The organism is Nostocoides japonicum T1-X7 (genome assembly GCF_001046855.1).
GTDB lineage: Bacteria > Actinomycetota > Actinomycetes > Actinomycetales > Dermatophilaceae > Nostocoides > Nostocoides japonicum.
The window spans coordinates 31,767-46,190 of sequence record NZ_HF570958.1 but is presented as its reverse complement, the minus strand read 5'-3'; the positions used below and the strand labels follow the sequence as shown (position 1 = coordinate 46,190).

The 14,424-nt window shown below is 71.4% G+C and carries 13 protein-coding genes and 1 riboswitch; of the genes, 7 read left to right on the top strand and 6 right to left on the bottom strand.

Annotation, left to right across the window (positions count from 1 at the left end; genetic code table 11):
• Nucleotides 1-45 precede the first annotated feature (45 nt).
• Complete coding sequence (locus BN12_RS00215) at nucleotides 46-1,209, top strand: serine hydrolase domain-containing protein (RefSeq protein WP_048549532.1); 1,164 nt, start codon at nucleotides 46-48, stop codon at nucleotides 1,207-1,209.
• A 42-nt stretch (nucleotides 1,210-1,251) separates the two neighbouring features.
• Here the strand turns inward: BN12_RS00215 and BN12_RS00210 are convergent, their stop codons facing one another.
• From BN12_RS00210 to BN12_RS00200, 3 genes are all read right to left on the bottom strand, one after another.
• A complete protein-coding gene (locus BN12_RS00210) occupies nucleotides 1,252-1,512 on the bottom strand; it encodes a hypothetical protein (protein ID WP_048549531.1) in 261 nt (86 codons plus the stop codon).
• An 83-nt stretch (nucleotides 1,513-1,595) separates the two neighbouring features.
• Nucleotides 1,596-2,831 (bottom strand): MalY/PatB family protein, encoded by a 1,236-nt coding sequence (locus BN12_RS00205; RefSeq protein ID WP_048549530.1) that lies wholly within the window; start codon nucleotides 2,829-2,831, stop codon nucleotides 1,596-1,598.
• Nucleotides 2,832-2,995: 164 nt separating this feature from the next.
• Nucleotides 2,996-3,793 carry an exodeoxyribonuclease III gene (locus BN12_RS00200; protein WP_048549529.1) on the bottom strand — a complete coding sequence of 266 codons (798 nt, stop codon included), beginning with the start codon at nucleotides 3,791-3,793 and terminating at the stop codon, nucleotides 2,996-2,998.
• Nucleotides 3,794-4,050: 257 nt separating this feature from the next.
• Here BN12_RS00200 and BN12_RS00195 point away from each other — a divergent pair, with 257 nt between their 5' ends.
• Both BN12_RS00195 and BN12_RS00190 read left to right on the top strand, forming a co-directional pair.
• Nucleotides 4,051-5,553: a carboxylesterase/lipase family protein gene (locus BN12_RS00195; RefSeq protein WP_048549528.1), complete on the top strand. Its 1,503-nt coding sequence runs from the start codon at nucleotides 4,051-4,053 to the stop codon at nucleotides 5,551-5,553.
• A gap of 335 nt (nucleotides 5,554-5,888) precedes the next feature.
• Nucleotides 5,889-6,947, top strand: a complete 1,059-nt coding sequence (locus tag BN12_RS00190) for a zinc-dependent alcohol dehydrogenase family protein (protein ID WP_048549527.1) — start codon at nucleotides 5,889-5,891, stop codon at nucleotides 6,945-6,947.
• Between the two features lie 146 nt (nucleotides 6,948-7,093).
• Here BN12_RS00190 and BN12_RS00185 read toward each other — a convergent pair whose 3' ends face one another.
• Together BN12_RS00185 and BN12_RS00180 are read right to left on the bottom strand one after the other, a co-directional pair.
• Complete coding sequence (locus BN12_RS00185; RefSeq protein ID WP_048549526.1) at nucleotides 7,094-8,410, bottom strand: bifunctional o-acetylhomoserine/o-acetylserine sulfhydrylase; 1,317 nt, start codon at nucleotides 8,408-8,410, stop codon at nucleotides 7,094-7,096.
• 74 nt (nucleotides 8,411-8,484) lie between these two features.
• A riboswitch (SAM riboswitch) is annotated at nucleotides 8,485-8,598 on the bottom strand.
• Nucleotides 8,599-8,970: 372 nt separating this feature from the next.
• The gene (locus tag BN12_RS00180; RefSeq protein WP_048549525.1) at nucleotides 8,971-9,180 is read right to left on the bottom strand and encodes a BldC family transcriptional regulator; all 210 of its coding nucleotides are present in this window, start codon (nucleotides 9,178-9,180) and stop codon (nucleotides 8,971-8,973) included.
• 398 nt (nucleotides 9,181-9,578) lie between these two features.
• Between BN12_RS00180 and BN12_RS00175 the strand changes: the two genes are divergently transcribed.
• The 4 genes from BN12_RS00175 to BN12_RS00160 all read left to right on the top strand — a co-directional run bounded on the left by BN12_RS00175 (nucleotide 9,579) and on the right by BN12_RS00160 (nucleotide 13,297).
• Nucleotides 9,579-10,649 carry a Glu/Leu/Phe/Val dehydrogenase dimerization domain-containing protein gene (locus BN12_RS00175; protein WP_048549524.1) on the top strand — a complete coding sequence of 357 codons (1,071 nt, stop codon included), beginning with the start codon at nucleotides 9,579-9,581 and terminating at the stop codon, nucleotides 10,647-10,649.
• 250 nt (nucleotides 10,650-10,899) lie between these two features.
• Nucleotides 10,900-11,106, top strand: a complete 207-nt coding sequence (locus BN12_RS00170; protein WP_048549523.1) for a DUF3073 domain-containing protein — start codon at nucleotides 10,900-10,902, stop codon at nucleotides 11,104-11,106.
• A 69-nt stretch (nucleotides 11,107-11,175) separates the two neighbouring features.
• Nucleotides 11,176-12,663 (top strand): purine-cytosine permease family protein, encoded by a 1,488-nt coding sequence (locus BN12_RS00165; protein ID WP_048549522.1) that lies wholly within the window; start codon nucleotides 11,176-11,178, stop codon nucleotides 12,661-12,663.
• Nucleotides 12,664-12,733: 70 nt separating this feature from the next.
• Nucleotides 12,734-13,297 (top strand): cysteine hydrolase family protein, encoded by a 564-nt coding sequence (locus BN12_RS00160; RefSeq protein ID WP_048549521.1) that lies wholly within the window; start codon nucleotides 12,734-12,736, stop codon nucleotides 13,295-13,297.
• 372 nt (nucleotides 13,298-13,669) lie between these two features.
• On the opposite strand, the gene BN12_RS00155 is transcribed toward BN12_RS00160, so the two are convergent.
• Nucleotides 13,670-14,179: a hypothetical protein gene (locus BN12_RS00155; protein WP_048549520.1), complete on the bottom strand. Its 510-nt coding sequence runs from the start codon at nucleotides 14,177-14,179 to the stop codon at nucleotides 13,670-13,672.
• Nucleotides 14,180-14,424: the final 245 nt, after the last annotated feature.

Here is a 14,424-nt window from a genome sequence, read left to right as displayed (position 1 = left end):
ACCGTCCTCGTCGCCTCCTCGGACGACCCGAACGAAGGAGTTCACATGGATGCCAGCAACCCTCGTGTCCATGGGGATGTCGACGGGCGGTTCGAGGCGCTCCGGGCCGCCTTCGCGGCGAAGCTCGCCTCGAAGGAGGAGCTCGGCGCCTCCATCGCGGTGAACCTCGGGGGCGACACGGTCGTCGACATCTGGGGCGGATATCGCGACGCGGCCCGCACCCAGCCGTGGGATCGGGACACGATCGTCAACGTGTGGTCGACGACCAAGGAGATCACCGCCCTCGCGATCCTCAGGTGCGCCGACCGCGGGCTCATCGACCTCGACGAGCCGGTCGCGACCTACTGGCCGGAGTTCGCCCGGAACGGCAAGGCGGACATCAGGGTGCGCCACATCATGTCGCATACCTCCGGTGTCTCCGGATGGGACCAACCCTTCGTCCTCGAGGACATGTACGACTGGGAGAAGGCCACCTCACGGCTCGCCGCGCAGGCACCGTGGTGGGAGCCGGGCACGGCGTCGGGCTACCACGCGAACGACCAGGGCCACCTCCTCGGGGAGATCCTCCGCCGGGTCACCGGCCGGACCCTCAAGCAGTTCGTCGCCGAGGAGATCGCCGGCCCGCTAGACGTCGACCTGCAGATCGGCGCCCGCCCCGAGGACGACGCCCGGTGCGCCGAGATCATCCCGCCACCCCCGATCCCCTTCGACATCGAGGCCCTGGGCCCGGACTCTCCCGCCGTCAAGACGTTCACCGGACCGGTCGTCGACGCCAGGGCGGCGAACACGATCCCCTGGAGGCGTGCCGACATGGGGGCGCTCAACGGGCACACGAACGCCCGAGCCCTCGCCCGCACCTTCTCCGCGATCACCCTCGGTGGGGAGGTGGACGGCGTCCGCCTGCTGTCGCCGGCCACCATCGACCGCATCTTCGAGGAGCAGTCGAGGAACGTCGACCTCGTGCTCGGCATTCCGCTCCGCTTCGGCATCGGTTTCGCGCTGCCCGACGTGGAGACGATCCCCTACCTCCCCGACGAGCGCACCTGCTTCTGGGGTGGCTGGGGCGGGTCGATGACCGTCATGTTCCTCGACCGAGGGCTGACCGTCTCCTACGTCATGAACCGGATGGCCCCGGGGATCATCGGGTCCGACCGCTCCGCGACCTACCTGGCCATCATCCTCGGGGCCGTGGACCTCGTGGGCAGCTGACCGGTCCCGGAGGGCGGCCGGCCGCTGGCAGGGCGACGGCGGTCAGGCGACGTCGTCAGGCGACGATCCGGATGCGGGCGAGTCCCCCGACTCGTCCGGTGCGGACGATGCCCGGCGGGGCGGCCGGACACGGGACGGCGTCGTGGCGGACGCCCAACCCCGCGCGCACCGGATCCCGCCGTTGTCGGCGAGGATCTCCTCGACCCGCCCCGCGAGTGCCTCGTCGGACAGGTCGGGCTTGGTCGTGCGGAAGGTCGCGGCGATGGAGTCCCACAGGGCTCTGGCTGTCGGTCGCCTGGTCATGGTCGGTCCGCTTCGACCTGGCCCGTGGCGGCGTCCATGGTGTGGGTTCATAAGGCCCTTTCCGAGAGTCTTCTCTGTCGATGTCAGCACGCGAGGTCGGCTGAGCGGCGGTCGAGCGCCTCGGCCATGCGTGCGACGGCCTCGGTGAGGATGTCGGGTCGGGTCGCGAAGTTGAGGCGGACACGGCCGGCCCCGCCCGATCCGAAGACGTGGCCCGAGCTGAGCGCCACTCGGGCGTGGTCGAGGAAGAAGCGTGCGGGCCCTGCGAGCTCGCTGACGACGCCTGGCCCCTCGGCGGCCGAGCCCTCGTCGAGTCCGAGCGCGGTGCAGTCGAGCCACGCCAGGTAGGTGCCCTCGGGCGGGGTCACGGTGACGCCGGGGAGACGCTCGGCGACGAGCCGACCCAACAGGTCGCGGTTGGCCCCCAGACCGGCCAACAACCGGTCCAACCAGGGGCCTCCGTCACCGAAGGCGACCGTGTGGGCGATGACGCCGAGATGGCTCGGCCCGTGGCTCACCTCCTCGGGCAGCCGGGCGAGGTCGCCGGCGGCCGCGGGTCCGGCGACGGCCAGGGCGGCCTTGAGCCCGGCGAGGTTCCACGCCTTGGACGCCGACAGCAGCGCGAAGGCGTCGTCGGACCCGGCGACCGACAGATACGGCGTGAACCGCGCCCCCGGGAGGGCGAGCGGTGCATGGATCTCGTCGGAGACGACCCGGACGCCGTGCCGGGCGGCCAGGGCCGCGACCGACTCCAGCTCGGTGCGGGTGTGGACGACACCGGTCGGGTTGTGTGGGTTGCTCATCAGGAAGACCGGGTGGGAGCACGTCGCACGCGCCCGGACGAAGGCGGCCTCCAGAGCCTCGTGATCGATACGGCCAGCGGCCCCGAGCCGGGCCTCGATGACGCGCCTGTCCGCATGCGTGACGAACGCGTAGAACGGCGGATACACCGGCGGAGTGACGACGACGACGTCACCAGGCTCGCTGATCAGCCGCAGGATCTCGACGATGCCCATCATCACGTCGGGCACGACCGCCGTCCGCTCGACGGCCAGCCCGGGCCAGTCCCACCGGTCGGCAGCGAACCGGCGGACAGCCTCGGCGTAGGCCGTGCCCGCCGGGTACCCCGTGTCCCCGCGGTCGAGCGCCGCGACCAGCGCCTCGAGGACCGGCGGTGCCAGCGGAACGTCCATCTCGGCGACCCAGAGCGGCAGGACGTCGCCGGGATGGGCCCGCCACTTCATGCTCGTCCGTGTCCGCAGCTCGGCGAGGGACAGCTGGATGAGCGGGTTGTCGCCCGCCCGAACAAGGTCGTCCATGACATACGACGGTATGCCAACCACTCGGCGAGGTGGATGCCTTCCCCTGTCATGGACGAGAGGAGACCGCGACTGCGGGGATGGAGCTGTCCGGGTGCTCCACAGCCATGGCACGCGGATCGAACCCGTCGCGCCCGACGTCGGCTTCGAGGCGGTCCTCGGGCTCAGAGGGCGTAGTCGACGACGACGGGGGCGTGGTCGCTCCACCGCTGCGCATACGTCGCAGCCCGTCCCACGCGGGCCGTCCGCGCGACGCGGGCCAGGGCCGGCGACGCGAGCTGGTAGTCGATGCGCCATCCCGCGTCGTTGTCGAAGGCCTTCCCCCGCCACGACCACCACGTGTACGGCCCAGGCCCCGGGCCGGCGAGCGCCCGGTGGACGTCGACCCAGCCCAGCTCGGCGAACCACCGGTCGAAGGAGGCTCGCTCGAGAGGAAGGAAGCCGGACTTGCCGAGATTGCCCTTCCAGTTCTTGAGGTCCTCCTCGCGGTGGGCGACGTTGAGATCCCCCGTCACGACCGCATACCCGTCCTGGGCCGTGACCATGCTCATCCGCTGGGTCATCGCGTCGAGGAACGCGTACTTCTCCACCTGCCGCGGCGTCCCCGCCTCACCCGTGTGGACGTATGCCGAGACGAGCGTCACGACCCGGTCGCCCACGACGACGTCCGCCTCGACCCAGCGCCCCTGCTCGGCGAAGTCCCCGTCGATGCCGACCCGAACCTCCTTGTGCGGCGAGGCCGTCACGACGGCGACACCGGCGCGGCCCTTCACCGATCCCTCGGTGTGGGCGACGGACCAGTCGCCGAAGCCGGCGCCGTCGAGGATCGCCGACAGGGTGCCGTCGTCGGCGCGCACCTCCTGGAGGCACAGGGCGTCCGGCCGGGCCGCCGCGAGCCACTCGAGACCACCGCGACGCGCTGCCGCCCGGATGCCGTTGACGTTCGCCGTGATGACCCGCACCCGCTCATTCTCCGCCTCCCCCCGCAGCTTTATCGGGTCACCCCGGAAGGCTGAGCCTCACCCGACAACGAAAGTCGGGTGAAGCTCAGTGTTGTGGGGTCACCCGATAAAGCGAGGCGCGGGGAAATCCGAGAAGGCGAGGGGACGGGGGGCCGGGTGGCTCGATACGGCACATGGGGGTCAGCGGATGGCCATAGCCTGGCGAGACGGCGGACCGGCCCTCGGCGCGTCGACACCATCACACGTGAGGAGCGTCCATGGAGGTCCAGGTCACCGGAGGCACGGTTCGCGGGTCGCAGGAGGACGGCGTCGCCCGCTTCCTCGGGATCCCGTATGCGGCCCCGCCGTTCGGCGCGAACCGGTTCCAGCCGCCACGGCCGGTCGTGCCCTGGGACGGCATCCGGGACGCGACGGCATACGGGCCGACGGTTCCCAAGGGCGACTACCCGCCGGCATACCAGCCGCTCTTCCCCGAGGTGACCATCCCCGGCGAGGAGTGCCTCAACCTCAACGTCTGGGCGCCCGAGGCGGCCGTCGGCGCCGGTGGGCCGGGGCTCCCCGTCCTCGTGTGGGTCCACGGCGGGTCGTTCATGAACGGCTCGGGATCGCTCCCGGAGTACGACGGGTCGGCCTTCGCGCGGGACGGCGTCGTCTGCGTGACGATCAACTACCGGCTCGCCGCCGACGGGTTCCTCTACACCGCGGCCGACGAGGGGTCCGGAACCGCCAACCGTGGGCTGCAGGACCAGATCGCCGCGCTGCGCTGGGTGCGCGACAACATCGCGGCCTTCGGCGGTGACCCGTCGCGCGTCACGGTCGCCGGGGAGTCGGCCGGGGCGATGAGCGTCACCACGCTCCTCGCGATGCCGGCCGCCGAGGGGCTGTTCGCCCAGGCCGTCACCCAGTCGGGCGCCACCGCGCACACCCTCACGCCGGACATCGCGCTCCGGGTCACCGCGCGCCTGGCCGAGATGCTCGGAGTCGAGCCGACCCGCGAGGCGCTGGCCGCCGTGGAGCTGCCGACGCTCGTCACCGCGGCCGCCGACCTCGTCACGGAGGTCCAGTCGACGCCCGACCCGGCAGTCTGGGGCACCCTCGCCCTGAGCCTGCTGCCGTTCGCGCCCGTCGTCGACCCGGCGACGCTGCCGCAGCACCCGCTCGAAGCCTTCGCCGGTGGTGTCTCCTCGTCCGTGCGGCTCATGACCGGCTCCAACCGGGACGAGTCCCGGCTCTTCCTCGTCGCGCCGGGCGCCATCGACCACATCGACGAGGCGATGCTCGTCGGCGGGGCGGCGGCATACGGGCTGTCGCCGGAGGGCGTGGCGCACTACCGGGCGAACCGGCCGGGAGCGTCGCCGGGCGATGTCCTCGCCGCCCTCGTCACCGACTGGTTCTTCGCCGTGCCCGCCCTTCGGGTCGCCGAGGCGCGGGCCGCGAGCGAGGCAGGGACATGGGTGTACCGGTTCGACCACCCCTCGAAGGAGACCAACGGCGGCTTCGGGGCCTGTCATGCCGTCGAGATCCCGTATGTCTTCCGCACCCAGCACATCGGCGGTCTCAAGATCATCGTCGGGTCCGATGTGCCGGACTCCGTCGCGGACGCGGCGCACGGCGCGTGGGTCTCGTTCGTCGCGACGGGCGACCCGGGGTGGGCGACCTACACGCCGGACACGCGGACGACCGGGGTCATCACCGACACCGTGACCGTCGTCGACGACCCCGACGGCGACGAACGCGCCCTCTGGGACGGCATCCGCTGACCACCCCACCCTCCTGAGGCCGTCGCCGGGGCGGTCGCTCACCCGGCCGCCCGCTGTGCGCATTCTGTATGCCGGTTCGGCCGCGGCGGTTCGGGCGCCGTGCGCCGTCCACAGCCGTTCGGCCGTGCGCCGTCCACCGTCGTGCGTATGCCGCGCGTCATGTGCCGTGGCCCACGTCACCGACCCCACCGGCCACGGCAGTACTACGGTGAGTAGTGGAGAGCCGGCCCGGCGGCGATGACCGCCTCCGCGAGGGGTCGTGGTCGCGGCGGGCCGCCGGCCCGCTCTCCCCACACCGTTCTCATGCGCAGCGACGACACGGAAGGGAGCTCGCGATGAAGGCGCTCGTCTACCACGGACCCGGCTCGAAGGCGTGGGAGGAGGTGCCGGACCCGGTCATCGAGAAGCCCACCGACGCGATCGTCAGGGTCGAGACGACCACCATCTGCGGGACGGACCTGCACATCCTCCACGGCGACGTACCCGCCGTCACCGACGGTCGCGTCCTCGGCCACGAGGGTGTCGGCACCATCACCGAGGTGGGCGAGGCGGTCACCGACCTCGCGGTGGGCGACCGCGTCATCATCTCCTGCATCAGCTCGTGCGGTAAGTGCGCCTACTGCCGCAAGGGTGTCTACTCGCACTGCCAGGCCGACGAAGGGGCACCGGGCATCGGCTGGATCTTCGGGCATCTCATCGACGGCACGCAGGCGGAGTACGTCCGAGTGTCGTTCGCCGAGACCTCGCTCTACCGGATCCCCGCCGGCCTCTCCGACGAGCGGGCCGTCCTCATCAGCGACATCCTTCCCACCGGCCATGAGATCGGCGTCCGCTACGGGCAGGTGTCCCCCGGCGACGTCGTGGCCGTCGTCGGTGCGGGCCCGGTCGGTCTCGCCGCCATCGTGACGGCCGGCCTCTACGGGCCGAGCCGGATCGTCGCCATCGACCTCGACGCCAACCGGGTCGCGCAGGCCCGGCGGTTCGGGGCCACCGACGGCGTCGTCGCCTCGGACGCCGACTGGCGCGAGCAGGTTCTCGCGATGACCGACGGGCTCGGCGTCGACGTCGCCATCGAGGCGGTCGGCGTCCCCGCGACGTGGGACATGGCGCTCTCACTCGTCCGCCCCGCAGGCCACCTGGCGAACGTCGGTGTCCACGGGGTCCCGGTGACCTTCCCTCTCGACACCGCGTGGATCCAGAACCTCACCATCACCACCGGGCTCGTCAACACCGACACGACACCGACGCTCATCCGGCTCCTCGCCCAGGAGCGGCTCGACGTCGACGGCTTCGTGAGTCACCGGTTCGCGCTCGACGACATCCTCGACGCCTACGACACTTTCGGACGCGCCGCGGAGACGAACGCCCTCAAGGTGCTGCTCACGGCCGGCTGACAGCGGGCTGCTGCGCGGCCCCGAGACGTCGGCCCGGCCCCGGCCGGGGCCACAGGCATACCCCGGGCGAGGGCCATGGTCACCCTCGGCCGGGGGCCATAGCACCCTCGGCCGGGGGCTATAGCGCCCTCGGCCGAGGACGCCGATCAGGCGGTGGCGGACTTGGCGGCGGTGAAGCCGAGCTCGAGGTCGGCGAGGATGTCGTCGATGTGCTCCAGGCCCACGGCGAGCCGGACGAGCCCGGGAGTGACCGCGGAGGCGGACTGCTCCTCCGGCGTCAGCTGCGAGTGGGTCGTCGAGGCCGGGTGGATGACGAGCGAGCGGACGTCCCCGATGTTCGCGACGTTCGAGTGGAGCTCGAGCGCGGAGACGAACGCCTGGCCCGCCGGGGAGCCTCCGGCGAGCTCGAAGGCGAGAACCGCGCCGGCACCGCGCGGCAGGTACTTCTCCGCGAGGGCGTGGTACGGGGAGGACGGCAGACCGGCATACGACACCCCGAGGACGTCGTCGCGGGCCTCGAGCCACTCGGCGACCCGCTGGGCGTTCGCGACGTGCCGCTCGACCCGCAGCGAGAGCGTCTCGATGCCCTGGGCGAGCAGGAACGCGTTGAAGGGCGAGATCGCCGGGCCCAGGTCGCGCAGCAGCTGGACGCGCGCCTTGAGGATGTAGGACAGGTTCGCCCCGAAGGCGGAGCCGACGCCGAGATCCCGGGCGTAGACCAGGCCGTGGTAGCTCGGGTCCGGCTCGTTGAAGCCGGGGAACCGCTCGGGATGTTGCGCGTAGTCGAACGAGCCCGCGTCGACGATGACGCCGCCGATCGACGTGCCGTGGCCGCCGAGGTACTTCGTCGTCGAGTGGGTCACGATGTCCGCGCCGTACTCGAACGGGCGCAGGAGGTAGGGCGTCGCGATGGTGTTGTCGACGATGAGCGGCACCCCCACCTCGTGGGCCAGCCCGGCGACCGCCTCCACGTCAAGGACGTCCGAGCGGGGGTTGGGGATTGACTCGGCGAAGAACGCCTTCGTCTGCGGGGTGACGGCGGCCCGCCACGCGTCGAGGTCCTCGGGACGGTCGACGAAGTCGACGCTCACGCCGAGCTTCGGCAGCGTGTAGTGGAACAGGTTGTACGTCCCGCCGTAGAGGGACGCCGACGCGACGACGTGGTCACCGGCCCCGGCGAGGTTGAGCAGGGCGAGCGTCGTCGCCGACTGCCCCGAGGCGAGCAGCAGCGCGCCGACGCCGCCCTCGAGGTCGGCGATCCGGTTCTCGACGACCTCGGTCGTCGGGTTGCCGATCCGCGTGTAGATCGGGCCGAGGTCGGACAGCGCGAACCGGTTCGCGGCCTGCTCGGCGCTCTCGAAGACGAACGACGTCGTCTGGTAGATGGGCAGCGCCCGTGCCCCGGTCGTCGGGTCGGGCGTCTGGCCGGCGTGGATCTGGCGGGTCTCGAAGGACCAGGGCATCGGGGCAACTCCTCGTCGATGAGCCACCGAGTGCCTCCCGGTGGACGGTCGTGGTGCCGGGTCGATCGGTGAAGGACCCGCGCTTGCCGACGCCGGGTGGCGCCGACCAGGTCGTCTCCCGGGGCACCCCACCGCGAGAGGAGGGTTGCCGCCCAGCCAGCCGGGGCTTGGTGCTGGGTCTCGTGACCTCACGACGGATCGTATGCGCACGCGTGGGTATGCCGGAAGGCGGCTCCCGGCATACGGCAGCCCCGCGATGGGCCGGGGCCCGGCGTATGCGGCATACGGGACTGTTCGTCGCCTCCCGCGCCCGCGCGTCCCCTTCCGGGGAGGCTCGACCCAGCCCCGGAGGCGCCGCACGTGCCGAGGTGATGTCGTCGACAGCGCGTGTGGACGACATCAGCTCGGCACGTGCGGGAAACTCCTCGGAGCGAGTGATCTCCTCGGCACGTGCGGGACCTACCCGGGTCCGCGCACCGCCCCCCGGCGGCTCGCGTCACCCGAGCAGGTGACAGCGCCCCGGACCTCGCGGCCCGGGTGCGCACGTTATCGGCGGCTCGTCAGCCGTCGGCGTCCTGGGGATCGCCGTGCTCGGCTAGGCGTTGCATGACCTCGTCGCGGTCGAAACGCCGATGGCCCCCCAGGGTTCGGATGGACGACAGCTTGCCGGCCTGAGCCCAGCGCGTGACGGTCTTCGGGTCAACCCTGAACAGTCGCGCCACTTCGGCAGGCGTCAGAAGCTGCCGGTCCTCGGCAGGTCGGTCTGGCACCGGTGAACCTCATTCTTGGAATACGTCAGCAGGTATCGTCGGCTCAGAGCCCCCCAAGCCCACGCATCCCATCCTCACGCGTCGAACCTCCCTATGGTGGTGAAACGGGGGGATCAGTGAGTCAATCCCCCAAAATGACTAGTCAGTGGCAGATGTGTGGCTTGAGGGTGCCTACGCTGGAGATCGTGCGCGACCCGCACGTCCCGACGGAAGGAGTCACCACCGTGACGCAGACCAGCCCAGTTCACGTTACGCCGAACCAGCCCATTCCGGACCCCGCCCGACCCGCGGGCACGGCGCCAGCACCCGCGGAGCCGACGGCCGTTCAGGGGACGGCTTCGGGCATTCCAGGCACTCCTGACTCAACCGACGCTGCGGCCGACCAGGGGGCTCGTCGGGTGGTCCGCCGCGCCGGCTCGACCGACCACGAGCAGGTCGTCTTCTGCCACGACCGCGCCTCCGGCCTGCGCGCCGTCATCGCCATCCACGACACGCGGCTCGGACCCGGTCTCGGCGGAACGCGCTTCTTCCCCTACGCGACGATCGAGGACGCCGTCAGCGACGTCCTGCGCCTGTCGCGCGCCATGTCCTACAAGAACGCCCTCGCCGGCCTGGCCCACGGCGGCGGCAAGGCCGTCATCGTCGGCGACCCCGCGACCGAGAAGACGCCCGAGCTCCTCGAGGCCTACGGACGGTTCGTCGAGTCGCTCGGCGGGCGGTACGTCACGGCCTGCGACGTCGGGACCTACGTCGCCGACATGGATGTCGTCGCTCGCACGACCCGGTGGGCGACCGGACGCTCCCCGGAGAACGGCGGGGCCGGGGACTCGAGCCTGCTCACGGCATACGGCGTCTTCGAGGGTATGCGGGCCGCGGCAGCCCACGTGTGGGGCGAGCCGACGCTCGCCGGCCGGCGCGTCGGGATCGTCGGGGTCGGCAAGGTCGGGCGGCGGCTCGCCCGGCACCTCGTCGAGGACGGGGCGAGCGTCGTCGTGACGGACGTCTCGGCGCGGGCCATCGAGGCGCTCCGCAGCGATCTCCCGGAGATCGCGGCCGTGCCGGACGTGCCGAGCATGCTCGGCGAGCCGCTCGACATCTACGCGCCGTGCGCGCTCGGCGGAGCCCTCGACGCGGTGACCGTCGAGAGGCTGTCGGCGCGCATCGTGTGCGGCGGCGCCAACAACCAGCTCGTCGACGAGGGGCCCGGCGGCACGGCCGACCGCCTCCGCGAGCGGGGCATCACCTACTGCCCCGACTACCTCGTCAACGCCGGCGGCGTCATCCAGGTCAGCGACGAGCTCCACGGATTCGACCTCGAGCGCGCCCGCAAGGCGACCTCGGCGATCTTCGACCACACGACCGAAGTGCTGAGGACGGCCGACGAGCACGGCATCACCCCCGCCGAGGCCGCCGACCGGGTCGCCGAGGGGCGGATGGCGGCCGGTCTGCCGCACCTCTGGCTCCCGTGACCCCCGGGGCCGACGCCGCGTGGCGGGCCGCTCCCCTGCGTGGCGACCCGCTCCCCCGCATACCGGAGCCCGGAGCGGATCGACGCGACCGCATCGACCGGGAGCCGATGCGCGGGAAGCAGCCGGACTCATGTAGCGTTGGACCCACGACAGACACGATTCCCGGGACCGCTACGTGGAGTCGACGGTGCGTCCTTGCCTCGTCGACCGACCGGTGCCGTCCCGGCAGACATCACGAGGGGGTCACGCCATGGGGCGCGGCCGAGCCAAAGCCAAGCAGACCAAGGTTGCCCGGGCACTGAAGTACTACAGCCCGGACACGAACCTCAGCGCGCTCGAGCAGGAGCTCCACGGGTCGACGGCGAACCGCACCGGTTCCCGGCTGGACGACACCGACGGAGACCTCCGCTACGAGGACGACGACGACTACCGCTCGTGGGGATCCGGTCGCGGCTGACGCCGCCCCCTCCGCCTCTCCACCCGTAGATCCTCCCGGCCGCCCGGGTCATCTGTCATGCTCCGAGGCATGAGCACCACGCACACCGCCGAGGAGACCCGGCGGCTCGGCGTCGAGACGACCGGCATCGAGATCATCGACGAGGCGGAGCGCACGGCAACGCCCAAGGACCTGTTCTGGCCGTGGTTCGCGGCCAACGTGTCCGTCTTCGGGATCAGCTACGGCTCCTACGTCCTGGGGTTCGGCATCTCCTTCTGGCAGTCGGTCGTCGTCACCGTCGTCGGAGTCGTCCTCTCCTTCGTCCTCTGCGGACTCATCGCCATCGCCGGCAAGCGGGGGTCGGCGCCCACGATGATCCTGTCACGGGCCGCGTTCGGGGTGACCGGCCAGAAGGTCCCCGGCGTCATCAGCTGGCTCGTCTCGATCGGCTGGGAGACCTTCCTCGCCATCATGGCCACCCTCGCGACGGCGACCGTCTTCAAGGAGCTCGGCTGGAGCAGCGGCACGGCGGTCAAGATCATCGCGATGGTCGTCGTCGCCGCGCTCATCGTCCTCGCGTCGGTCGCGGGCTACCACATCATCATGCGGCTGCAGTCCTACCTCACGTGGATCACCGGCATCGCGACGGTCGTCTACATCGCGCTCACCCTCGGCCACGTCGACTGGTCGGCCGTCTCCGCGCTCCCGTCCGGCTCCTTCCAGTCGGTCATCGGGGCGCTCACCATGGTGATGACCGGGTTCGGCCTCGGCTGGATCAACATCGCGGCCGACTGGTCGCGCTACCAGCAGCGCTCGGCCTCCGGCGGCTCGATCGTCGTCTGGAACACCGTCGGCGGCGCGCTCGCCCCGACCCTCCTCGTCATCTACGGCCTCCTGCTCGGCGGCTCCGACCAGAAGCTCATGGACGGCATCGCCGCCGACCCGATCGGGACGCTCGCGACGATCCTCCCGACGTGGTTCCTCGTGCCGTTCCTCATCGCGGTGATCCTCTCGCTCGTCAGCGGAGCCGTCCTCGGCATCTACTCCTCGGGGCTGACCCTGCTCTCCCTCGGCGTCCGCATACCGCGTCCCTCTGCCGCCCTCATCGACGGGATCATCCTCACCCTCGGCACGATCTACGTCGTCTTCTTCGCCGAGAGCTTCCTCGGACCGTTCCAGTCCTTCCTCATCACCCTCGGCGTGCCGCTCGCCGCGTGGGCCGGGATCATGATCGCCGACCTCACCGTGCGGCGGAAGGACTACGACTGGGGCCCGCACGGAGCCGACGCCCTCTTCGACGCCCGTGGCCGGTACGGCTCGGTCGACTGGCTCTCGATCGCGACGATGGTCGTCGCCTCGCTCATCGGCTGGGGCCTGGTCATCAACACCTTCTCCGATCAGGCCTCGTGGAACGACTGGCAGGGGTACCTGCTCGGCCCCCTCGGACTCGGCGGCAAGGACGGGGCGTGGGCGTACGCCAACCTCGGCGTCCTCGCGGCCCTCGTCCTCTCCTTCCTCGTCACCCTCGTCGGGCGTCGCGGAACGATCGCCCGCCAGGAGTCGGGGGCGGCGGCGTGATCGCCCGCCGCCCCCACGGTGCCCCATGGCCGAAGACCCCTCTGCCATCCACGGAAAGGACGATGCTCCGGTGACCGAGTCCACCCCCGACTCCAGCCCTGGCCCGGCCGACGACGAGTGGCTCGTCGTCATCGACGCCCAGCAGATCTTCGCCGACCCCTCGAGTCCCTGGGGCTCTCCCATGTGGGACGAGACGGAGCCGAGGATCCGCCGGCTGCTGCGCGCATACGGGCCGCGGAGCGTCTTCACCCGGTTCGTCGCCGACCCGGGGCTCGGCGGCTCCTGGGGTCCGTACTACGACGACTGGCCGTTCGCGCTCGTCCCCGACGACGACCCCCTGTATGCCGTCGTGCCGGGTCTCGCCGACCTCGTCGCGTCGGCCGGTGGCGTCGTGACGGCGGGGACGTTCGGGAAGTGGAACGCCGACCTCGTCGGGGTCGTCGGGGCCCAGCCCCTCCTCACGCTCGCCGGCGTCTCGACGGACTGCTGCGTCATCTCGACGGCCCTCGCGGCGGCCGACGCCGGGGCGACGGTGCGCGTGGTCGCCGAGGCCTGCGCCGGCTCCAGCATCGCGAACCACGAGCGCGCCCTGTCCGCCATGGCCCTCTACGGTCCCCAGATCACCGTCGTGTAGGGCCTTGAGCCGGCGATCCGCGACGCCCGGGTCACGGTGTCGGCGATCCTGGGACAGCGACCCACGGACACCCAATGCCGCTCCGGCCTCGTGCTGGTCGTGCTCGAGCCGCCCGCAACTCTCGCACCGGCGGGGGCATTGGGTGTCCGTCGGCCCTACCGACAGGCAATCGGAGGAGGACACTGGACCCGAACCCAGCCTGGTGAGCACGGTCGGCGTCACCGTCCCGCGGTCCAGCGCGCCGACTGCCTGTTCATCGGCCCGGTCCCCGCGCCGGCATTCGATGGAACCGCAGCCGTCGCCAACGGAGCGGTTGGCTTCGGTGCTGGCCGCCTCACCCTCAACGTGTCAGAGGGGTGTGCGGGATCGACGTCATGGGGGACCTCCTGGGAGGTCTCCGATGGCGATAGCCGTCGTGCCGGTCGGACATACCCACAGCGCGAGCGCGCCCTCCGCCTCGACCGCGCCGTCGCGCCTCCAGCGCGAGTCTTCGGGCCGTAAGGGGTGCCGTCCAGGGTGCTCCGGGCACGGGGGCCAGGTGGGGTCCGAGCCTTGCCGCCACAGCAGTACCTGGACGAGTTGCTGGGCGGCGTTGGCGATGTCATAGGTGACCTCGGTGCGGTCGCCGTTCTCAGGGAACGCCTCCGTCGGCGCACTCGGTGAGTGGACGGCCAGGCAGTCACCGCCCTCGACCCACCCGACGGCCTCCCAGACCGGGGTGCTGGGCTCTACGGCGCTCTCGTGGACAACGGCACCGATCCCGTTCGCACGATCGTTCCAGATCGACAACGTGACACGAAGCCCGGTTGTCGCAGCCGCGTCGCGAACAAGGGCTTCCGCACACGACAGCATGAGCTGAGCGTCAGACACGAAGGTCAGCATGTCAGCCCGAGCCTCCGGAGGGGCCGTAGGTCGACGCGGAGAGGCCCTCAGCGTGACGATGGCGGCTTCCCCTTCTCGACGCGTACGACACGCGGTCCGCGTACCCGGACCCGGACCCGGACCCGGACCCGGACCCGATGATCAGCGTCCGAGGGTGTGGGGTCTTCCGGTTCGCGCGGTCCGCGGACCCGGGGTGACCTGGACGGTCGTCGAAGCGAGGGGGTACCCGTCGACCACCGCGCTGA